Here is an 18,365-nt window from a genome sequence, read left to right as displayed (position 1 = left end):
GGCGGGGCCCGCAACGGCCGTTCCCACGGCGGCCGTTCGCTCAGTGGTCGCTCCGGCCCTTTGCTGTTGCTGCTTCGCCGAAGAGGCGGCGGTACGCGCCCGGCGTCGTCCCGAGGGCGGTACGGAACCGTCGCCGCAGGTTGACCGCCGAGGACAGCCCGGCCCGGACGGCGACCGTCTCGACGGGCAGATCGGTCCGCTCCAGCAGCGACCTGGCCGCGTCGATGCGTTGCTGGAGCAGCCACTGCCCGGGGCTGACGCCGACCTGGCGGACGAACCGGCGGGCGAAGGTGCGCGGGGAGAGGCCGGCGTGCGCGGCCAGCCGGTCGACGGAGAGGTCCGTCGCCAGCCGGGTCAGCGCCCACTCCAGCACCGGGGCCAGGGAGTCGTCCGTGCTCGCGGGGGCGGGCGGGGCCGCGTACTGGAGCTGGCTGCCGTCCCGGTGCGGCGGCAGCACCATGCTCCGGGCCACCTGCGCGGCGTAGAAGGCGCCCAGGTCGGACCGTACGAGATGGAGGCAGAGGTCGATGCCCGCACCGCTGCCCGCGCTGGTCGCCACATCACCGTGGTCGACGTAGAGCACGTCCCCGACGACGGTCACCTCGGGGAAGGCCTCGGCCAGCAGCTCGCTCCGCCGCCAATGCGTGGTCGCGCGGCGGCCCGCCAGCAGCCCGGCCCGGGCGAGGACGAAAGCGCCCGTGCAGATCGACACGACGCGCGCCCCGCGCCGGTGCGCCGCCCGCAGGGCCTCCAGGACCTCGTCCGGCACCGGCCCGCCGGGCGGCTGCCAGCCCGGCACGATCACGGTGTCCGCCCTCCGCAGGGCGTCGAGGCCGCTCTCGACGAGCAGCGCGTGCCCGACGGTGGTGCGCAGCGGGCCGGGCCGCCGGGCGCAGACCTCGAAGGTGTAGTGCGTGGGCAGATCCGGGCGGTCGGCCCCGAAGACCTCGGCGGCACAGGCGAGTTCGAAGGGCGACTGCGGCTCGTTGAGCAGCGCCACCACATGGTGCGGGGCTCCGGATACGGGCATGGCAGGAAAGTACCCGAGGATGTCATCCCGGACACTCGCCCCGGGTGATCGGCCCGCGTCACGGTGGAGACATGAGCGAGGACACGCGAACAGACACGGCGACGACGCGAACCGACACAGCGACGGCACGGACCGGTGCTGCGGACCCTCTGAAGACCGTCGTCCAGGTCGACGACGTCGAGGCGCACGAGGTGGCCCCCGGGATCTGGCGCCGCAGGCTGCCGGGCACGGCGTACGCCCGGGGCTGGCTGATCGACTTCGCGGCGGGCACGGAGTGGCCCGAGGTCGACGAACACCGCACGGAGGAGCGGTACTTCGTGCTGAGCGGTGAGGTCATCGACGGCGGCGAACGCCACGGTCCGGGGGCGTACGTCGTGTTCGCGCCGGGCAGCGCACACCGGCCGCGTACGGAGACGGGGGCGCGGATGCTCGGGATCTCGCTGATGACCGCCTGAGGTCGATGCCGAGGCCGGGACCGATGCCGATGCCGATGCCGATGCCGATGCCGATGCGTTTCGGCTGCCCGCCCGGAACAGGGGACCGGGCGGGCGGTCCGGGGCCCGCTGTGTGGTGTGCGCACACCACACAGCGGGCCGCTTCCGGAACGGTGCGGGTCAGTGCCGGCCGGCGGCCAGGGACCCGCAGTTGGTGCCGTTCTTGCCGGCCACCTCGCCGGCGATCTCACCACGCCACGTCACGCACAGGCCGCGTGCGTCGAGGTAGACCGGTCCCGCGTACGTGGTGTAGTACCCCGTGTCCGTGACCGTCGTGGTGGGCGAGGCGAAGCCGAGCGAGGCCGTCATGTGCACGGCCTTTCCGGGCTTGGTGCGGACGGTCACCACGCAGTTCTTGCCGGTGGCGGAGTTGTAGGTGAGGAAAACCGTGCCCTGCGCGCCGATCGGCGCGGAGTTCACCACGGAGTAGCCGCCGCCACAGGCGCCGTTGTACTTCGCGGCCGCGGCGGCCTTCGGCTCCGCCGCGACGGCGGCCGGTGCGAGGGCGACCGCGGCGCAGGCGGTGGCGGTGACAGCGGCGCCGATGGCTGACGCACGTCGGATGTTGGTCATGTCGTTCCCCGGTTTCTCGGTCGGTCACTGCGCGACGCCTGGTCGGGCGCCCGGATCCCCACCCGTCCACGTGGCGTGGGTCACACCCTGTCGGACAGGCCGTGACGCGGTGGAGTTGTGCTCCGGGAACCCTGTTACGAAGTCATGACACAGGTGGACAAGATCACCTTTCCTGATCCATGTCCGGTGACCGGGGGTGCGATGAGTTTCGGTGGCGTCCGGGGTCTCATCCGGTGGACGTGGTCACCGGTCGAGTGGAGGCAGCCGTGAAAGGCGATGCGAAGGGTGATGTGAAGCGCGGGGTCTGGCGGATGGTGCACGCCGAGCGGGCCGCACTGGCCGACGACCTCGCGCGGCTGGATTCCGGGCGATGGGACACACCGTCGCTCTGTGCGGGGTGGACGGTGCACGATGTGGCCGCCCATCTGGTGGACACCGCCCGGACGACACGTATCGGCTTCGTGGCCGGCCTCGTACGGGTGCGGTTCGACTTCGACCGCCTGAACGCGCGCGGTGTGGAGCGCGAGCGCGGGGCCACGCCGCAGGAGACGCTGGAGCGGCTGCGCCGCGTGGCGACGCGGCGGACCGGGCCTCCCGCCCCGCTCGACACCCGGCTGGTCGAGGAGGTCGTGCACGGTGAGGACATCCGCCGCGCCGTGGGCCTGGTCCACTCCTATCCGCGGGAAGCCGTGGTCCGGGCGCTGCGGTTGCAGGCGCGTACCCCGGAGTCCTTCGGCGGAGCGAAGGAACTGACGGCCCGCGTACGGCTGTCGGCCACGGACGCCGGCCTGTCGATCGGGGCGGGCCCGGAGGTGACCGGGCCCGCGCTGTCCCTGCTGCTCGCGGTGTCCGGGCGGCGGGTGGCCGTCGGGGAGCTGGACGGGCCGGGGCTCTCCGTGCTCGCGGCGACCGGCTGAGGCCGTGGCCGTGGCCGTCCTCGGTGACGGCCGCCCGGCGCAGACGGCGGGCCCGGCCTCCGTCCGGTGCCGGAGGAGGCCGGGGCGCGGTCAGCCGTCGATGCTGTACAGGTCGAACTGCTCCCAGGAGCCGGTGACTTCGGCGGAGCGGGCGCGCAGTGTGTACTGGAGCGGGCCCGTGTAGCTGTTCTCCATCGCCACGAAGAGGTTGTTCAGGGTGGACCGGAGCGCGTACAGGTTCAGTTCCTCGTTCTGGTAGAGCTCGAACCGCTCCCAGCCGCCCGCCGTCGTCGAGCGGGCCCGCAGTGCGTTCTGCGCGTTGCCGGTGAAGTTCTTCTCGACCGCCACGTAGCGGTTGTTCGCGAGGGACTTCAGGGCGAACGTCTGGGTGGCCTCGTCCCACTCGAACGCGAAGCCCTCCCATGCGCCGGTGGGGTAGGGCGAACGGGCGCGCAGCACACCGGTGTTCGGCGCGGCGTAATTGATCTCGGTGGCGGCGAACTTTCCGTTGCGCACCGACTTGAGGGCCAGGTTCGTGGTCTCGTCCGCCCGGGCCCCGCTGCCGATGGCGCCGTCGAGGTGGGCCAGGTCGTCCGCGCCCACTCTCTCCCAGCCTGCCGGTACACCGGACGCCGGGGCCGGCCGGTCGTTCCGCGGGGCGGCGCCGGCCGCCGGTGCGGCCAGGGCGGAGGCGGTCAGCACGGCGGCCAGGGAAAGGAGGGTGGAGGTCATGCGTCGCACAGGTATTCCTCGCGTTTCGTCGCGGCGGATTCCGGGCTCCACGTTCTGTATTTCGCATTCTCGGGTCGGGAATGCGGAGAGAGCGTGTGGAATCCGTGAAGTGGCCCCAGAGTAAGGGCAGTTCGCGATCTCCGGCAAAAGCTTTATGTGGCAGCTCGGGAATTCCGACGACGGTCGCGATGAATATATTCTTCCGCGGTTTTCCGTTAAGAAAGAAGACTCGCTTCGTTTCCGTCCCGGCCACTTCCGGCGGGGCGGTCGAGGGTGCGGCGGTGCGCGCGGTTGGTGGCCATCAGGGTGTCCAGGGCGTCCCGGGTGTAGAGCAGGTCGTCGATATGGGCGGAGAGCCGCTCGCGCTCCTGCTCCATCCGCTCCATCGCCGCGTCGGAGGACTCCTCGCTGGGGGCGTCCACGCAGGGCAGCAGCTCCTTGACGGTGCGGCTGGAGAGGCCGGCGGCGTAGAGACGCTGGATGAAGTGGACCCGGTCGACCTCGGCGTCCGTGTAGTGCCGCTGGCCGCTCGGGCTGCGGGTGCTGGTCAGGAGCCGCTGCTCCTCGTAGTACCGCAGGGACCGGACGCTGACCCCCGTCGCGGCCGCGAGCTCTCCGATGCGCATGCTGTGCCCCTCACGCCTTGCCCCTCACATTGATGTCAGGTTTTAGCGTAGCGCTGGGCCCGGAGAACGGGCGTCACGGGAGCGGCACAGCTGCTCAGTCCAGTCAGGAGTCTCGCGCCATGAACCAGAGCCTTTTCGACAGCCACCGCCTCGGTGACCTGGTGCTGCCCAACCGGGTCGTGATGGCGCCGATGACCCGCGTCCGGGCGGCCTCCGGCGGGCTGGCGACGCCCTCGATGGCCACGTACTACGCGCAGCGGGCCACCGCCGGGCTCATCGTGAGCGAGGGCGTGCAGCCCAGCCTGGTCGGGCAGTCCAACCCCGGCACGCCCGGCCTGTACACCGATGAGCAGGTCGCCTCCTGGCGGCCGGTGACCGCCGCCGTGCACGCGAACGGCGGCCGGATCTTCGCCCAGATCATGCACGGCGGCCGGGTCTCGCACCCGGACACCACCGGGCTGCGGCCGGTCGGACCCTCCGCCGTCGCGGCGGTCGGCGATGTGTTCACGCCGAGCGGACCGCAGCCCGCGCCGATGCCCCGCGCCCTGGAGACCGCCGAGGTGCCCGAGCACGCCGAGTCGTACGCGGCGGCCGCCCGCCGGGCCGTCGACGCCGGGTTCGACGGCGTCGAGATCCACGGCGCGAACGGCTATCTGATCTCCCAGTTCCTCTCCTCCAACGCCAACCTCCGCACCGACCGGTACGGCGGGTCGCTCGCCAACCGGGTGCGGTTCGCCGTGGAGGCGGTGGCGGCGACCGTGGACGCGGTGGGTGCGGCCAGGACCGGCATCCGGCTCTCCCCAGGCGGCACGTTCTGGGGCGTCGAGGAGCGGGAGGTCCCGGAGTTGTACGCCCTGCTGCTGGCCGAGCTGGCGCGGCTGGAGCCGGCGTACGTGCACCTGGAGGGCACCGCCGACGAGGAGGTGCTGGTCGCCCTGCGCCGCGCCTGGCCCGGCACGCTGATCATGAACCCGTCGCTGCCGTTGAGCGCGAAGCAGGTGGAGCGCGCCGACGCCGACCGCTGGCTGGGTCTGGGGGCGGAGCTGATCAGCTTCGGCCGGGCCTACCTGTCCAACCCGGACCTGGTCGAGCGGCTGCGTACCGGTGCGCCGATCGCGCCGGCGGACGAGGCCACGTACTTCCAGGGCGGCGACACGGGCTATCTGACCTACGCGGCCTTCCAGCACGCGGCCTGAGACATGTCAGGCGTGTGCCCTCTTCCGGAGGTGACGTGTGCCCGACAGAATCCAAGGGCCCAGCCCCCCACGGCCCTTGGAGGCGCCCAGCATGTCCCATCCCGCGCGCACGCCCAACTCCCCGTCCATTTCCGCTCGTAGAGGCTCCCTGCCCACCCGCAGGGGATTCCTGGCCGGGGCGCTCGCCGTCTCCGCCACCGCCGTCGTCGGCGCCGCACCCGCCGTCGCCGCCACCCGCGAGGGCGCCCGGGCGGTCCGGGGCACCCAGGACTGGATGGCCGCCCTGCCCGACTCCACCGCGCTCCAGCGGCTCACGATCCCGGGCACGCACGACTCGGGGGCCCGGTTCGGCGGCCCCTGGACGGAGTGCCAGAACACCACGATCGGGCAGCAGCTGGAGAGCGGCATCCGCTTCCTCGACGTACGGTGCCGGATCACCGACGGCTCGTTCGCGATCCATCACGGGGCCTCGTTCCAGAACATGATGTTCGGCGATGTCCTGGTCTTCTGCCGGAACTTCCTGGCCGCGCGGCCGACCGAGACCGTGCTGATGCGGGTCAAGCAGGAGTACTCCTCCGAGAGCGACGCCGCGTTCCGGGCCGTCTTCGACGACTACCTGGACGTACGGGGCTGGCGGTCCCTGTTCCGCCTCGACTCCACCCTTCCCGACCTCGGCGGGGCCCGGGGCAAGGTGGTGCTGCTCGCGGACAACGGCGGGCTGCCCGGGGTGCGGTACGCGGACCCGGCGCTCTTCGACATCCAGGACGACTACATGGCGGAGCCGTTCGCCAAGTACCCGAAGATCGAGGCCCAGTTCCGCAAGGCGGCCCAGCAGCCCGGCAAGTTCTACATGAACTACGTCTCCACCGCCGCCCTGATGCCGCCCCGCTGGAACGCCGACCGGCTCAACCCGCAGGTGCACTCCTTCCTGGAGCGCTCCGAGACCGCCGGGTGGACGGGGCTGGGCATCGTGCCGCTGGACTACCCGAACCAGCGGTCCGGTCTGGTGGAGTCGCTGATCCGGCACAACCCGACGGGCTGAGCCCGGTCGTCCTCACATCCCCGGCGGCGGCGTCGGCGCCCCCGGCAGCGTCAGCGCCGCCACGGTCCCGGGGCCGCCGTCCGGGGCCGGGCGCAGCGCGATCCCGCCGCCCGCCTGGTGCACCGTACGGGCCACGATGGACAGGCCCAGACCGGAGCCGGGGAGCTGGCGGGCGGACGGGGAGCGCCAGAAGCGTTCGAAGACGTGCGGGAGTTCCTCGGCGGGGATGCCGGGGCCCCGGTCCCGTACGGTCAGCTCGCCCCGGTGCAGCCGCACGTCGATGGTGGCGCCGGGCGGGCTGAACTTCACCGCGTTGTCCAGGACGTTGACGATCGCCCGCTCCAGGGCGGCCGGTTCCGCGCGGACGTACCAGGGGGCCAGGTCGTCGGTGATCGTCAGCTCGGGGCCGCGGAGGCGGGCGCGTCGCAGGGCGGTACGGGTGATCTCGTGCAGGGCCACCACCTGGAGCGGGCCGGGCTCGGCCGCGTCGGGGCGGGCCAGCTCCTGGAGGTCGCCGATCAGCGCGGCCAGCTCCGTCATCTGGGCCTTCACCGAGGCCATCAGCGCCTTGCGGTCCTCCGGCGGGATCACCCGGCCCGTCTCGTCGCTGCGGGCCAGCAGCTCCACGTTCGTCCGCAGCGAGGTCAGCGGGGTGCGCAGCTCATGGCCCGCGTCCGCGATCAGCTGGGCCTGGCGGTCGCGGGAGGAGGCGAGCTGGGCCGTCATCGAGTTGAAGGAGTTCGACAGCCGGGCGATCTCGTCCTCGCCGTCCACCGGGATGCGGACGGTCAGGTCCTCGGTGCGGGCCACGTGCTCGACGGCCTCGGTGAGTTCGTCGACCGGGCGCAGCCCGGCGCGCGCGACCCACAGCCCGGCCGCGCCCGCGCCGATGACGCCGATGCCGGAGACGATGAGCAGCACCCAGGCCAGCTGGTTCAGCGGATCGGTGACCTGCTTCATCGGAACGGCCACGGAGACCGCGAGGCCGGGGCGGTCCGGACCGGCGGGCGAGGTGTGGACCCGCATCTCCGTGCCGTCCTCGGCCTTCGTGGTGTGCGTCGCGTCCTCGCGCAGCCCGGCGGCGACCGCCCGGTCGGCGGACTCGACCGGGATGGCGGACTTGCCGGGCACCGAGCACGGCTTCTGCCCCACGGCCGGCACCAGCTGGATCGTGTACGGCCCGGTCACGACCTGGAAGTCGTCGGGCAGCCCGCTCGTGCAGGACGTCGTCAGCAGCCGGATCGCGTTCTCGTTCGGCTTCACCTGCGACAGAGTCGTGTCGAGCTGCTCGGTCAGCCGGTCCCGGGTGGTCAGCCAGCAGGCGGCGGCCACCGCGGCCACCGCCACCGCCACCGCCGTGGCCACCAGCATCGCGAGCCGGGAACGCAGCGGCAGCGACCGGAGGCGGCGCACCGGGCCCCTGCCGCCCCGCTCCCGCCCGCCCGTCGTGGGCGCCGGACTGCTCACGCCTCCCCGCTCCCGCCCGTACGCAGTGCGTAGCCCACCCCGCGCACGGTGTGGACGAGGCGCGGCTCGCCGCCCGCCTCCGTCTTGCGGCGCAGGTACATCACGTACACGTCCAGGGAGTTGGAGCTCGGCTCGAAGTCGAAGCCCCAGACGGCCTTGAGGATCTGCTCCCGGGTCAGCACCTGGCGCGGGTGGGACAGGAACATCTCCAGGAGCGTGAACTCGGTACGGGTCAGCTCCACCCGGCGCTCGCCCCGGGTGACCTCGCGGGTGGCCAGGTCCATGCGCAGATCGGCGAAGGAGAGGACGTCGTCGTCCGGGGCGTCCGCGCCCGCCGCCGACGCCGCGTACGAGCTGCGGCGCAGCAGGGCCCGGATCCGGGCGAACAGCTCGTCCAGCTCGAACGGCTTGACCAGATAGTCGTCCGCGCCCGCGTCGAGGCCGGTGACCCGGTCGCCGACGGTGTCGCGGGCGGTGAGCATGAGGATGGGCGTGGTGGAGCCGGTGGCCCGGATGCGGCGGGCGGCGGTGAGGCCGTCCATCCGGGGCATCTGGATGTCCAGGACGATGAGGTCGGGGGCGTAGGCCTCGGTCATCGCCAGGGCGTCGTACCCGTCGACCGCGACCCGCGTCCCGTATCCCTCGAAGGCGAGGCTGCGCTGCAGCGCCTCGCGCACGGCCGGTTCGTCGTCGACGATCAGGATGCGCTGGGGATCGTCTTCGGCGGGGCTCATCGCTGTCTCGTCCTCTTCTCGTGTCGACCTGGTCCGTCGCCCTGCGCGGGCGGTCTCAGCCTCGCACGGTCAGGAGTTGTTCCCGGCGCGCAGGGTGTCCAGGTCGGCCTTGAGCGTGTTCACCGGGATCGCGAAGCCGAGGCCCACGCTGCCCGCCGAGGAACCGCTGCCCGAGGCCGAGGAACTGGGCGCGTACATCGCGGAGTTGATGCCGATGATCTCCCCGTCCATGTTGATCAGCGCACCGCCGGAGTTGCCGGGGTTGAGCGAGGCGTCGGTCTGGAGCGCCTTGTACGTGGTCGTCTCCTCGCCCGTGTCGCCGTTGAACTGCTGACCACCGAACTCGAACGGCCACTGCTGGCCGCCGCCCTGCCGGCCCTGGTCCTGGTCCTGCCCGGAGCTGCCGGAGTCGTCCTTGGCGACGGTGACGTCCCGGTCGAGCGCGGAAACGATGCCGCTGGTGACGGTGCCGGTCAGCCCCTCCGGCGAACCGATCGCCACGACCTCGTCGCCCACCTTGACCTGCGAGGAGTCGCCGAGCGTGGCCGTCTTCAGCCCGCTCGCGCCCTGGAGCTTGATGAGCGCGAGGTCCTTGTCGGGGTCGGTGCCCACGACGTCGGCGGTGTACGTCTTGCCGGTGGAGAGGGTGACCTGGATCTGCTGCGCGCCCGAGATGACGTGGTTGTTGGTGACGATCTCGCCGTCCTCGGTGATCACCACGCCCGATCCGGTGGACTTGCCCGCCGAGGAGGTCGCGCCGATCTCCACGATCGCGGGCGAGACCGCCTCCGCGACGCCCGCGACGGTGCCCTTGCTGCTCTGCGAGACGGTGGTGCCGTTGACCGCGCCGCCGGAGCCGGTGGCGGCGGAGTTCTGGCCGTTCAGCTGGCCGATCAGGGTGGCGGTGCCGCCGCCGATCACGCCCGCCGCGATCGCCACCGCCGCCAGCAGCGCGACCGGCCGCTTGGCCCGGCGCCGGTTGGTGGGGGCGTACGGGGGCGGCGGCGGGTAACCGCCCGCGGCTCCGGCGTACGCCGTGCCGTCCTGCGCCGTGCCGCTGTACGCCGTGTCGCTGTACGCCGTGCCGTCCTGCGCCGTGCTGTCCTGCGCCGTGCCGTAGGAGGAGGCGTACGGGTACGCGGTCGGGTCCTGGTCCGTCGAGTGCGCGCCGCTCGGGCGAAGGTTCTCCGTCATGTGCACCAGGCTGGCCAGCGAACATGAGAAGGGCCTGAGTACGTCCTGAGAAGCCCGGAAGAACCGCGTATGCCCGCTGTAAAGGCCGCAGCGGGAAGCCGGAAGGGGGAGGCGGCTCAGGCGGACGCGGAGGGCTCTCCGCAGCCGCACGAGCGCCGGACCACCAGCGCGGAGGGGAACTGCTTCAGCCGCTCGCGCCGCGATCCGGAGACCCGGAGCGAGTCGTCCAGCACCAGGTCCACCGCCGCCCGCGCCATCGCCGGCCGGTCGGAGTAGACCGTGGTCAGCGGCGGATCGGTGAGGCCCGCTTCCTTCACGTCGTCGAACCCGGCCACCGCCAGCTCGCCCGGCACGTCGATACGCAGCTCACGGGCGGCCCGCAGCACGCCGATGGCCTGGTCGTCGGTGGCGCAGAAGATCGCCGGCGGCCGGTCCGGTCCCGCCAGCAGCCCGAGGGCCACCTGATAGGCGTCGTAACGGTTGTACGGGGCCTGGAAGAGCCGGCCCTCCGTGGAGCGGCCCGACTCGTGCATCGCCCGGCGCCAGCCCTCGACGTGGTCGGCGACCGGGTCGCCGACCGACGGGGTCTCCTCCGTGCCGCCGAGGCAGGCCACGTACGCGTTGCCGTGCTCCAGCAGATGCCGGGTGGCGAGCTGGGCGCCGCCCACGTCGTCGGTGACGACGGCGACGTCGTCGATCGCCTCGGGGCGCTCGTGCAGCAGGACGACCCGGGCGTCCCAGGCCTCGATCTCGGCGGCGGCGCGCTCGCTGGGGCCCTGGCTGACCAGGATCAGACCGGAGACCCGCATCCCGAGGAAGGCCCGCAGATAGTGGACCTCGCGCTCGTCGCGGTAGTCGGAATTGCCGACGAGCACCATCTTGCCGCGCTCGGCCGCGGCCTGTTCGACCGCGTGCGCCATCTCCGCGAAGAACGGCTGCCGGGCGTCCGGAACGATCATGCCTATGAGGTCCGTGCGGCGCGAGGCCATGGCCTGGGCGACCCGGTCGGGGCGGTAACCCAGCTCCTTGATCGCGGCGAGCACCCGCTCGCGCGTGGCCGGGGCGACCGGCCGGGGTCCGTTGTTGATGACGTAGCTGACGACCGCGGTCGACGTCCCCGCCAGTCTCGCCACATCGTCCCGCGTCACCTTGGCCACGCGCCGCAGTCTACGCGGATGGAACTACCTCTTGGCAGCCTCTACCGGGGCTTCTTCCTCCGCCGTGGCCGAAGAGGACTGCTCCGAACGGGCGACGGGTCCGTCGGCCTTCGGCCGCCCGCCCGCGCGCTCCTTCGCCTCCTCCGCCGCACGCTCGACCTTCTCCGGCGTGACGAAGCGGTAGCCGACGTTGCGCACGGTGCCGATCAGCGACTCGTGCTCGGGGCCGAGCTTGGCGCGGAGCCGCCGTACATGGACGTCGACCGTCCGCGTACCGCCGAAGTAGTCGTAGCCCCAGACCTCCTGGAGGAGCTGGGCGCGGGTGAACACCCGGCCCGGGTGCTGGGCGAGGTATTTCAGCAGTTCGAATTCCTTGAAGGTCAGGTCCAGGACCCGGCCCTTGAGTTTCGCGCTGTACGTCGCCTCGTCGACGGAGAGATCGCCGTTGCGGATCTCCATCGGGGAGTCGTCGGAGGTGATCTGCTGGCGGCCCATGGCCAGCCGCAGCCGGGCCTCGACCTCCGCCGGTCCCGCCGTGTCCAGCAGGACGTCGTCCACGCCCCAGTCGGCGGTGACGGCCGCGAGACCGCCCTCGGTGACGACGAGGATCAGCGGACAGCCGGGTCCGGTGGACCGCAGCAGCTGACAGAGCGAGCGGACCTGCGGGAGGTCGCGGCGCCCGTCGACGAGGATCACGTCGGCGCCCGGGGTGTCCACGAGGGCCGGGCCCTCGGCGGGGGCCACCCGCACGCTGTGGAGCAGAAGACCGAGGGCGGGGAGCACCTCCGTCGACGGCTGGAGTGCGTTCGTGAGAAGCAGCAGTGAACTCATCGCCGCCCACCTGCCTGGTTCGGTCGATCGTGTTGCACGGTTCGCTCGCCCATTACGTCGGTCCTCCTCGTTCCCTGCGAGAGGGGCACTCCCGGGTCGGACCCGGGGGAGTATGCGGCACTGCTTCGTACGTCCTGCGTCCCGCGTCATGCGGGTTTCACGGTGCGGTCCCGCGCCCTGGGACCGCTGAGCTTGTGGAAACGTCGTCGTAACAACGCCGGTAAAGCACAAAAGGACCCGGGGGCTGCATTGCCCGGATCCTCTTCGCAGCAGAATAGCCCACATGAGTTCCGTGTCCGAGGGTCGATTCCTGAGTTCTTCTGTTCCCTTGCTCACGCCTCCGCCCCGTTGCGCCACCTTGCTGACCGATGACGGCGTACGGGTCGAGGCGGTGTACGAACCGTGTACGGCGGGTTCCGCGGCGGCGCGCGAGGGGGTGGCCGCGACCGCCGCGGCGGACCCCGCGACGACCCCCGCGATCGTCGTCGCGCACGGCTTCACCGGCTCGGCGGACCGCCCCGCCGTACGACGGGCCGCGCGGGCGTTCGCCCAGCGTGCGGCCGTGATCACGTTCTCGTTCCGGGGCCACGGGCGGTCCGGCGGACGCTCCACCGTGGGCGACCGCGAGGTGCTGGATCTGGCCGCCGCGGTGGCCTGGGCGCGGGAGCTCGGGCACACCCGGATCGTTACGGTCGGGTTCTCGATGGGCGGCTCCGTGGTGCTCCGGCACGGGGCTTTGTATACGGCGGAATCCACGGGAGATTCCCTGGACGATTCTTTGGACGCGGATACGCCCGTTCGCGTACCGGAGCGCGAGGGGCGCACGCGGCGCACGGGGGCGCACTCGGACGTGGTGGTCTCCGTGAGTGCTCCCGCCCGCTGGTACTACCGGGGGACGGCCCCGATGCGCCGGCTGCACTGGGTGGTCACCCGCCCCACGGGCCGCCTCGTCGGCCGCTACGGATTCCGTACCCGCATCGCCACCGAGGAGTGGAACCCCGTCCCGCTCTCCCCGGTCGCCGCGGTCCCGCTCATCGCCCCGGCCCCGCTGCTCCTGGTGCACGGCGACCGCGACCCGTACTTCCCGCTGGACCACCCGAGGATGCTGGCGGAGGCCGCCGGGCCCGGCGGTGCGGAGCTGTGGCTGGAGCGGGGGATGGGCCACGCGGAGAACGCGGCGGACGACGCCCTCCTGGCCCGTATCGCCGACTGGGCGACGGCCGCACTGCCCGCGTGACCCATCATGGAGAGCTGACGCACGAGGCGTCCGACGAACCGACCGAAGGAGTGGCGCCATGGCAGCGGGGACGATCCGCTACTGGGCTGCGGCGAAGGCCGCCGCGGGCACCGCGGAGGAACCGTACGCGGCGGCGACCCTCGCCGAGGCGCTCGACGCGGTGCGCAGACGGCATCCCGGCGAGCTGAGCCAGGTGCTGCGGCGGTGCTCGTTCCTCATCGACGGGAACCCCGTCGGGAGCCGCGGGCATGAGACCGTACGCCTTGCCGAGGGCGGCACGGTCGAGGTGCTCCCGCCGTTCGCAGGAGGGTGAACCGCAGGCCATGAGCAGCAGCGATCAGCAGTACCCGTACCCGTCTCCGTACGACCCCGAGCGGCAGCAGCCGCAGCCGTCGTCGCCGCACTGGCCCGACGGGACGGCGGGCGGGCCCGCCGCGCCGCAGGATCCGGCCGCCTTCGACCAGGGCGCGACGCAGACCTGGCAGGCGCCGACCTGGGACACGCAGTACCAGCCGACGATCCGCCCGGACGACCCGCACCGGGAGCAGGGGCAGAGCCAGGCGCAGGGCCAGGGTTACGGGCAGCCGGAGGCGTACGGGGCGCCGCAGCCGGATCCGTACGGACAGCAGCAGCCCGGCGCGTACGGGATGCCGCAGCCGCAGCCGCACGCTCCGTACCAGCAGCAGTATCAGGAACCCCGGTACCAGGAACCGCGGCACCAGGAGCCCCAGCACCACGGGCACCAGCATCAGGGGCAGCAGCAGCACCAGCAGCCCTACCGGCCCTCGGCCTCGGCGGCCGACACCGCCTATCTGCCGCCCCAGGCCGCCTCGGGCTCCTTCCCGTTGCCGCCCGAGGTCCCGGCCACGCCCGCCCCACCCGTCGCACCGGCCGCAGCGCCCGCCCCGCCCTCCGCACCGGAGCCCGCGGCCGGGCAGCCGGGGCCCGGTGACACGGGCTACAGCGCGCCCACGACGCTGGGCAACGCCCGGATCACCGACGCCCAGCGGGCCCGCGCCGAGGGCCGCTCGCCGATCATCGCGCCGGGGATGCAGCCCGCGGCGCTCACCGCCGTACTGGGCCTGCTGCTCGCGGGCGGCGCGGCGATCGGGACGTACGCCCTGCTCGTCCCGGTGGTGCTCCTCCAGGCGGTGACGGCCGCCGGATGGTTCCGGCTCAACGGCATGTGGCCGGCCCGCCAGGGCATCGCGCTCGCCTTCGCCGGCGGGCTCGTCGCCGATGTCGCCCTGCTCGCGGCGGGCCGGGAGCACGGTCCCGCCGCGCTGCTGGGCACCCTGGGCGTCTGGGTGCTGCTCACCGTGGTGCTCCAGCTCCGCAGCCACGCGGGGGCCGACGAGCGGATGTACGGGCTGATGGCCACCGTCGTCTCCGCGTCCCTCGCGGTGCTCGCCGGCGGACATCTCGCGGCGCTCCCGGACGCGGTGGCGGTCGGCGGGGTGGCCGTCGCGGCGGCCACGCTCGCCCGGGCCCTCCCGCTGCCCGGCGCGGCCTCCGTCGCAGTGGCCCTGCTCGCGGGTGCGGGCGCGGGCATCGCGGTCGGCGCGCTGACGGACTTCGGCGCGAAGGGCGCGCTGCTCGGCCTCGCGGCGGGCGGGGCCGCGCTCATCGGACTGCGGGTGGCGAGCTACGACTACCCGTCCCGGTTCGTGCACATGACCGCCGGGGTGGCGCTGCCGCTGACCGTGGCGGCCCCGGCCGTCTATCTGGTCGGCCGCGCCGTCCTCTGACGCGCTCTCCCCTGACGGCCCCTCGGGAACCGATGAGGGGCCGTCGCTCGTCGATCATCCAGGGCGCCCGCTCCTGTTCCTGCGGCAGTAGGCTCACGGGCGCCAGGGGGACCGATCGGCACAGGGTGGGGAAACGACACATGCGCGCACTGCGAATACTGCTGGTCCTGGTGGTGGTGCTCGGCGGCCTCTTCGTCGCCGTCGACCGCGCCGCCGTCTGGTTCGCCGAGTCCGAGGCGGAGGACCGGGTCACGATCAGCGGGGGCGGCCCCGCCACGACGGAGATCTCGATCAAGGGTTTCCCCTTCCTCACCCAGCTCGCCGGTTCGCAGCTCGACCGGGTCGACGTCAGCCTCACCGGCATGGAGACCAGCGCGGCCGGCCGTGCGATGCGGGTCAGCGAGGTCCGGGCCGAGCTGCACGACGTGAAGCTCGGGTCCGGCTACCGGAGCGCCACGGCCGCCCGTGCCACCGGCACCGCACTCGTCAGTTACGAGGATCTGACGGCGGCGGCCAGCGATGGCGTCGTCGTGGAGTACGGCGGCAACGGCAAGGCGAAGGTCACCGGCACGGTCGAGGTCCTGGGCCGCCCGATCTCGCGCAGCGTGCTGTCCACCGTGACCCGCGTCGACGGTCACACGATCAAGGTGCGCGCGGACAAGGTGCCGGGCGAAGGGCTTCCCGGCGTCGAGGAACTGATCCGCAAGAAGACCGACTTCGAGGGTGACGTCGACGGGCTGCCGAAGGGCCTGGAGCTGCACCAGGTCAAGGTGACGGAGAAGGGCCTGGAGATCTCGGTGACCGGCTCGGACGTCGCCCTGACCGGCTGACCGGCTGACCGGCTGTCCGGCTGACCGGCCGATCGGCTGACCGTCCGACCGGCCGATCCGCATGGTGAGACGCCCGCGTCCGGTCCGCAGATGCGGGGAAGGCTCGGAGGGACCCGGCGCGGGGCGGAGGGTCCGCCGACCCTTTCTCCGTCTCACATCACGGATGATCGTGTCTCATCATGCGACACGACGGTGACATCTCCGTCCGTACCTCCCTACGATCGGACCCATGAAGCGACAGGCGGATCTCACGAAGCGGCGGGCAGTAGACCTGTGCCGCGTCGCCGCCATGCTCTGTCGCACCTTCTGAGCGGGGCGTTCGCACCCGTCCCGCTTCTCCCCGGCCCTTCGACCGTAGTCAGGGCCGACGCCGTGCCCCGTACGCGCCGCGTTCCGTGCCTCCGCGCGTACACCCGCACCTCGCACACTCCGCATTTCGCACCACCCCGCCGCAGACTGCCCCGGAGGAGAACAACATGAGCCGCAGCGACGTCCTGGTAGACGCCGACTGGGTCGAGGCCCACATCGACGACCCGCAGGTCGCCATCGTCGAGGTGGACGAGGACACCTCGGCGTACGAGAAGAACCACATCAAGAACGCGATCCGGATCGACTGGACCAAGGACCTCCAGGACCCGGTCCGCCGTGACTTCGTCGACCAGGCAGGCTTCGAGAAGCTGCTCAGCGAGAAGGGCATCGGCAACGACACGCTGGTCGTCCTCTACGGCGGCAACAACAACTGGTTCGCCTCCTACGCGTACTGGTACTTCAAGCTGTACGGCCACGAGAACGTCAAGCTCCTCGACGGCGGCCGCAAGAAGTGGGAGCTGGACTCCCGCGACCTGACCGACGTCGTTCCCACCCGCCCGGCCACCCAGTACACGGCCAAGCCGCAGGACGAGTCGATCCGCGCCTACCGCGACGACGTCGTCAAGGCCATCGGCAACAAGAACATCGTGGACGTGCGGTCGCCCGACGAGTTCAGCGGCAAGCTGCTCGCCCCGGCCCACCTCCCGCAGGAGCAGTCGCAGCGCCCCGGCCACGTGCCCAGCTCGCGCAACATCCCGTGGTCGAAGAACGCCAACGACGACGGCACCTTCAAGTCGGACGACGAGCTGAAGGCGCTCTACGAGGACGAGCAGGTCGACCTGGCGAAGGACACCATCGCCCTCTGCCGCATCGGTGAGCGTTCCGCGCTCACCTGGTTCGTCCTGCACGAGCTTCTCGGTGTCGAGAACGTCAAGAACTACGACGGTTCCTGGACCGAGTACGGCTCCCTCGTCGGCGTGCCGATCGAGCTCGGCCCCGCCAAGTAACCCGACCGACCCGCACGACCCGACCAGAAGGACAGAACCATGTGTGGAGCACAGGCCGGTGGCCCCGACGCTTCGACGATCAAGCCCGGTGAGACCACCATCCAGGGCAGCGTGACCCGCGACGGCGAGCCCGTCACCGGTTACGTGCGGCTGCTGGACTCGACGGGTGAGTTCACCGCCGAGGTCCCGACCTCGGCGACCGGACAGTTCCGGTTCTACGCGGCCGAGGGCACCTGGACGCTCCGCGCCCTGGTTCCGGGCGGCAGCGCCGACCGCACGGTCGTCGCGCAGACCGGCGGTCTCTCCGAGGTCGCCATCGCCGTCTGATCCTTCGCGGGATCCGCGGTACGCCGTTTTCCACGGCACCCAGAACGGCCGAAGGGCCGCACCCCAGGGGGTTGGACGCCACCTGACGCGGGGTGCGGCCCTTCGTGCCGTCCGGCGCGCGGAGTCCTACGCTGGAAGCATGTACGCCCGACGCAGGCGGAACTACTTCCTCATGATGGGCGGATGCATCGCGCTCTTCGTGTCTGCCTGGGCCGTGGTGCGCCTGTGGTCCATGCCGGTCGCCATCGGCATGTGCGTGGTCGCCATGGTGATCCCGCCGGTCGCCGCGATGGTCGCCAACCGGCGGGGCCCGGAGGACCGTTGGTGGGACGACCCCTCCGGGGACCCGAAGTCCGACGAGTGGTGGGACGAGCTGGACGGCAAGAAACGCCGCTGAGCCGTCAGTAGACGAGCGCCTGGGTGTCGTCGGCCATGGCCTCCTGCACGAAGACCTGCGCGCCCGCGATGCGTACGCCCTCCAGCACGTCCTGCTCCGTGATGTCGCGCCGGGCCGCGCACTGGGTGCACAGGGTGATCCGGCCGCCCGCCAGGATCGATTCCAGCAGGTCGGGCAGCGGGGCGGCGTGCGGCAGTTCGAACTCCGCGGCCCGGCCCGGCAGCGCGAACCACGAGGACTCCCCGGTCAGCCAGAGCGAGACCTCGACACCGCTGGCGACACCCACGGCCGCCACGGTGAAGGCCTGCGAGCAGCGCTCGGCGGCCTCGGGCCCGGCGGTCACCTTGATCACAAGCTTCTTCGGCATATGCCGAACTGTAATCGTCGGGAAGGCAACCTCCTCGCTGACCTGGGGGTCACTTGTGCGCGCAGGTAAGGGAAACCCGCGCTTCAGGTCTTTTGGGGGGACCCTTTTGGAACCGAACGACACCATTCCTGCCGCGCCGGAAGGGCCCGC

22 protein-coding genes are annotated in these 18,365 nt (G+C 72.1%); 12 read left to right on the top strand and 10 right to left on the bottom strand.

Going from position 1 to position 18,365, the window contains the following annotated elements; all coding sequences use genetic code 11:
- Positions 1 to 40: 40 nt before the first annotated feature.
- The gene (locus ACSMXR_RS16695; protein WP_473172223.1) at positions 41 to 1,030 is read right to left on the bottom strand and encodes a helix-turn-helix domain-containing protein; all 990 of its coding nucleotides are present in this window, start codon (positions 1,028 to 1,030) and stop codon (positions 41 to 43) included.
- 71 nt (positions 1,031 to 1,101) lie between these two features.
- Here ACSMXR_RS16695 and ACSMXR_RS16690 point away from each other — a divergent pair, with 71 nt between their 5' ends.
- The gene (locus ACSMXR_RS16690) at positions 1,102 to 1,485 is read left to right on the top strand and encodes a cupin domain-containing protein (RefSeq protein ID WP_473172222.1); all 384 of its coding nucleotides are present in this window, start codon (positions 1,102 to 1,104) and stop codon (positions 1,483 to 1,485) included.
- A 159-nt stretch (positions 1,486 to 1,644) separates the two neighbouring features.
- On the opposite strand, the gene ACSMXR_RS16685 is transcribed toward ACSMXR_RS16690, so the two are convergent.
- On the bottom strand, positions 1,645 to 2,097 hold the full coding sequence (locus ACSMXR_RS16685; RefSeq protein ID WP_381911504.1) for a spore-associated protein A: 453 nt from the start codon (positions 2,095 to 2,097) through the stop codon (positions 1,645 to 1,647).
- Between the two features lie 311 nt (positions 2,098 to 2,408).
- Between ACSMXR_RS16685 and ACSMXR_RS16680 the strand changes: the two genes are divergently transcribed.
- Entirely contained in the window at positions 2,409 to 3,014 is a 606-nt protein-coding gene (locus ACSMXR_RS16680; RefSeq protein ID WP_473172391.1) for a maleylpyruvate isomerase family mycothiol-dependent enzyme, read from the top strand.
- A gap of 90 nt (positions 3,015 to 3,104) precedes the next feature.
- On the opposite strand, the gene ACSMXR_RS16675 is transcribed toward ACSMXR_RS16680, so the two are convergent.
- Together ACSMXR_RS16675 and ACSMXR_RS16670 are read right to left on the bottom strand one after the other, a co-directional pair.
- Complete coding sequence (locus ACSMXR_RS16675; RefSeq protein ID WP_218525838.1) at positions 3,105 to 3,746, bottom strand: fascin domain-containing protein; 642 nt, start codon at positions 3,744 to 3,746, stop codon at positions 3,105 to 3,107.
- 215 nt (positions 3,747 to 3,961) lie between these two features.
- Positions 3,962 to 4,372, bottom strand: coding sequence for a MerR family transcriptional regulator (locus ACSMXR_RS16670; protein WP_473172221.1), 411 nt, complete (start codon positions 4,370 to 4,372; stop codon positions 3,962 to 3,964).
- A 119-nt stretch (positions 4,373 to 4,491) separates the two neighbouring features.
- Here ACSMXR_RS16670 and ACSMXR_RS16665 point away from each other — a divergent pair, with 119 nt between their 5' ends.
- Together ACSMXR_RS16665 and ACSMXR_RS16660 are read left to right on the top strand one after the other, a co-directional pair.
- Positions 4,492 to 5,568, top strand: coding sequence for an alkene reductase (locus ACSMXR_RS16665; RefSeq protein ID WP_473172220.1), 1,077 nt, complete (start codon positions 4,492 to 4,494; stop codon positions 5,566 to 5,568).
- Positions 5,569 to 5,659: 91 nt separating this feature from the next.
- On the top strand, positions 5,660 to 6,610 hold the full coding sequence (locus tag ACSMXR_RS16660; RefSeq protein WP_137234843.1) for a phosphatidylinositol-specific phospholipase C: 951 nt from the start codon (positions 5,660 to 5,662) through the stop codon (positions 6,608 to 6,610).
- 12 nt (positions 6,611 to 6,622) lie between these two features.
- Here ACSMXR_RS16660 and ACSMXR_RS16655 read toward each other — a convergent pair whose 3' ends face one another.
- The 5 genes from ACSMXR_RS16655 to ACSMXR_RS16635 all read right to left on the bottom strand — a co-directional run bounded on the left by ACSMXR_RS16655 (position 6,623) and on the right by ACSMXR_RS16635 (position 11,993).
- The gene (locus ACSMXR_RS16655; protein ID WP_137234844.1) at positions 6,623 to 8,077 is read right to left on the bottom strand and encodes a sensor histidine kinase; all 1,455 of its coding nucleotides are present in this window, start codon (positions 8,075 to 8,077) and stop codon (positions 6,623 to 6,625) included.
- Positions 8,074 to 8,811, bottom strand: a complete 738-nt coding sequence (locus tag ACSMXR_RS16650) for a response regulator transcription factor (RefSeq protein WP_103510962.1) — start codon at positions 8,809 to 8,811, stop codon at positions 8,074 to 8,076. Before ACSMXR_RS16650 ends, ACSMXR_RS16655 begins: the two co-directional genes overlap by 4 nt.
- A gap of 69 nt (positions 8,812 to 8,880) precedes the next feature.
- Positions 8,881 to 10,005 (bottom strand): S1C family serine protease, encoded by a 1,125-nt coding sequence (locus ACSMXR_RS16645; RefSeq protein WP_473172219.1) that lies wholly within the window; start codon positions 10,003 to 10,005, stop codon positions 8,881 to 8,883.
- 116 nt (positions 10,006 to 10,121) lie between these two features.
- Positions 10,122 to 11,162, bottom strand: a complete 1,041-nt coding sequence (locus tag ACSMXR_RS16640; protein WP_103510960.1) for a LacI family DNA-binding transcriptional regulator — start codon at positions 11,160 to 11,162, stop codon at positions 10,122 to 10,124.
- A 24-nt stretch (positions 11,163 to 11,186) separates the two neighbouring features.
- On the bottom strand, positions 11,187 to 11,993 hold the full coding sequence (locus ACSMXR_RS16635) for a response regulator transcription factor (protein WP_137234847.1): 807 nt from the start codon (positions 11,991 to 11,993) through the stop codon (positions 11,187 to 11,189).
- Positions 11,994 to 12,276: 283 nt separating this feature from the next.
- Between ACSMXR_RS16635 and ACSMXR_RS16630 the strand changes: the two genes are divergently transcribed.
- From ACSMXR_RS16630 to ACSMXR_RS16595, 8 genes are all read left to right on the top strand, one after another.
- A complete protein-coding gene (locus ACSMXR_RS16630) occupies positions 12,277 to 13,230 on the top strand; it encodes an alpha/beta hydrolase (RefSeq protein ID WP_381911485.1) in 954 nt (317 codons plus the stop codon).
- A gap of 58 nt (positions 13,231 to 13,288) precedes the next feature.
- Positions 13,289 to 13,543 (top strand): MoaD/ThiS family protein, encoded by a 255-nt coding sequence (locus ACSMXR_RS16625; protein WP_030078385.1) that lies wholly within the window; start codon positions 13,289 to 13,291, stop codon positions 13,541 to 13,543.
- A 10-nt stretch (positions 13,544 to 13,553) separates the two neighbouring features.
- The gene (locus tag ACSMXR_RS16620) at positions 13,554 to 14,978 is read left to right on the top strand and encodes a hypothetical protein (RefSeq protein WP_473172218.1); all 1,425 of its coding nucleotides are present in this window, start codon (positions 13,554 to 13,556) and stop codon (positions 14,976 to 14,978) included.
- Between the two features lie 140 nt (positions 14,979 to 15,118).
- Positions 15,119 to 15,808, top strand: coding sequence for an LmeA family phospholipid-binding protein (locus ACSMXR_RS16615; protein ID WP_137234850.1), 690 nt, complete (start codon positions 15,119 to 15,121; stop codon positions 15,806 to 15,808).
- Between the two features lie 229 nt (positions 15,809 to 16,037).
- Complete coding sequence (locus tag ACSMXR_RS16610) at positions 16,038 to 16,118, top strand: putative leader peptide (RefSeq protein WP_350310325.1); 81 nt, start codon at positions 16,038 to 16,040, stop codon at positions 16,116 to 16,118.
- Positions 16,119 to 16,284: 166 nt separating this feature from the next.
- Positions 16,285 to 17,124, top strand: a complete 840-nt coding sequence (locus ACSMXR_RS16605) for a sulfurtransferase (protein ID WP_473172217.1) — start codon at positions 16,285 to 16,287, stop codon at positions 17,122 to 17,124.
- A 39-nt stretch (positions 17,125 to 17,163) separates the two neighbouring features.
- Positions 17,164 to 17,451, top strand: coding sequence for a DUF1416 domain-containing protein (locus tag ACSMXR_RS16600; protein ID WP_003968135.1), 288 nt, complete (start codon positions 17,164 to 17,166; stop codon positions 17,449 to 17,451).
- Between the two features lie 139 nt (positions 17,452 to 17,590).
- Positions 17,591 to 17,848, top strand: a complete 258-nt coding sequence (locus ACSMXR_RS16595) for a DUF3099 domain-containing protein (RefSeq protein ID WP_073806141.1) — start codon at positions 17,591 to 17,593, stop codon at positions 17,846 to 17,848.
- A gap of 4 nt (positions 17,849 to 17,852) precedes the next feature.
- Here the strand turns inward: ACSMXR_RS16595 and ACSMXR_RS16590 are convergent, their stop codons facing one another.
- Positions 17,853 to 18,215, bottom strand: a complete 363-nt coding sequence (locus ACSMXR_RS16590) for a DsrE family protein (protein WP_381911479.1) — start codon at positions 18,213 to 18,215, stop codon at positions 17,853 to 17,855.
- Positions 18,216 to 18,365: the final 150 nt, after the last annotated feature.

It is taken from the genome of Streptomyces sp. DSM 106670, assembly GCF_055792845.1.
Note: the sequence above shows the minus strand (reverse complement) of the source record. Positions and strands in the feature narration are given on the sequence as shown.

Excerpts from the sequence above, each read along its gene's own strand:
- ACSMXR_RS16695 (WP_473172223.1), bottom strand. The coding sequence starts at position 1,030 with ATGCCCGTATCCGGAGCCCCGCACCATGTGGTGGCGCTGCTCAACGAG.
- ACSMXR_RS16690 (WP_473172222.1), top strand. The coding sequence starts at position 1,102 with ATGAGCGAGGACACGCGAACAGACACGGCGACGACGCGAACCGACACA.
- ACSMXR_RS16685 (WP_381911504.1), bottom strand. The coding sequence starts at position 2,097 with ATGACCAACATCCGACGTGCGTCAGCCATCGGCGCCGCTGTCACCGCC.
- ACSMXR_RS16680 (WP_473172391.1), top strand. The coding sequence starts at position 2,409 with ATGGTGCACGCCGAGCGGGCCGCACTGGCCGACGACCTCGCGCGGCTG.
- ACSMXR_RS16675 (WP_218525838.1), bottom strand. The coding sequence starts at position 3,746 with ATGACCTCCACCCTCCTTTCCCTGGCCGCCGTGCTGACCGCCTCCGCC.
- ACSMXR_RS16670 (WP_473172221.1), bottom strand. The coding sequence starts at position 4,372 with ATGCGCATCGGAGAGCTCGCGGCCGCGACGGGGGTCAGCGTCCGGTCC.
- ACSMXR_RS16665 (WP_473172220.1), top strand. The coding sequence starts at position 4,492 with ATGAACCAGAGCCTTTTCGACAGCCACCGCCTCGGTGACCTGGTGCTG.
- ACSMXR_RS16660 (WP_137234843.1), top strand. The coding sequence starts at position 5,660 with ATGTCCCATCCCGCGCGCACGCCCAACTCCCCGTCCATTTCCGCTCGT.
- ACSMXR_RS16650 (WP_103510962.1), bottom strand. The coding sequence starts at position 8,811 with ATGAGCCCCGCCGAAGACGATCCCCAGCGCATCCTGATCGTCGACGAC.
- ACSMXR_RS16645 (WP_473172219.1), bottom strand. The coding sequence starts at position 10,005 with ATGACGGAGAACCTTCGCCCGAGCGGCGCGCACTCGACGGACCAGGAC.
- ACSMXR_RS16635 (WP_137234847.1), bottom strand. The coding sequence starts at position 11,993 with ATGAGTTCACTGCTGCTTCTCACGAACGCACTCCAGCCGTCGACGGAG.
- ACSMXR_RS16630 (WP_381911485.1), top strand. The coding sequence starts at position 12,277 with ATGAGTTCCGTGTCCGAGGGTCGATTCCTGAGTTCTTCTGTTCCCTTG.
- ACSMXR_RS16625 (WP_030078385.1), top strand. The coding sequence starts at position 13,289 with ATGGCAGCGGGGACGATCCGCTACTGGGCTGCGGCGAAGGCCGCCGCG.
- ACSMXR_RS16620 (WP_473172218.1), top strand. The coding sequence starts at position 13,554 with ATGAGCAGCAGCGATCAGCAGTACCCGTACCCGTCTCCGTACGACCCC.
- ACSMXR_RS16615 (WP_137234850.1), top strand. The coding sequence starts at position 15,119 with ATGCGCGCACTGCGAATACTGCTGGTCCTGGTGGTGGTGCTCGGCGGC.
- ACSMXR_RS16610 (WP_350310325.1), top strand. The coding sequence starts at position 16,038 with ATGAAGCGACAGGCGGATCTCACGAAGCGGCGGGCAGTAGACCTGTGC.
- ACSMXR_RS16605 (WP_473172217.1), top strand. The coding sequence starts at position 16,285 with ATGAGCCGCAGCGACGTCCTGGTAGACGCCGACTGGGTCGAGGCCCAC.
- ACSMXR_RS16600 (WP_003968135.1), top strand. The coding sequence starts at position 17,164 with ATGTGTGGAGCACAGGCCGGTGGCCCCGACGCTTCGACGATCAAGCCC.
- ACSMXR_RS16595 (WP_073806141.1), top strand. The coding sequence starts at position 17,591 with ATGTACGCCCGACGCAGGCGGAACTACTTCCTCATGATGGGCGGATGC.
- ACSMXR_RS16590 (WP_381911479.1), bottom strand. The coding sequence starts at position 18,215 with ATGCCGAAGAAGCTTGTGATCAAGGTGACCGCCGGGCCCGAGGCCGCC.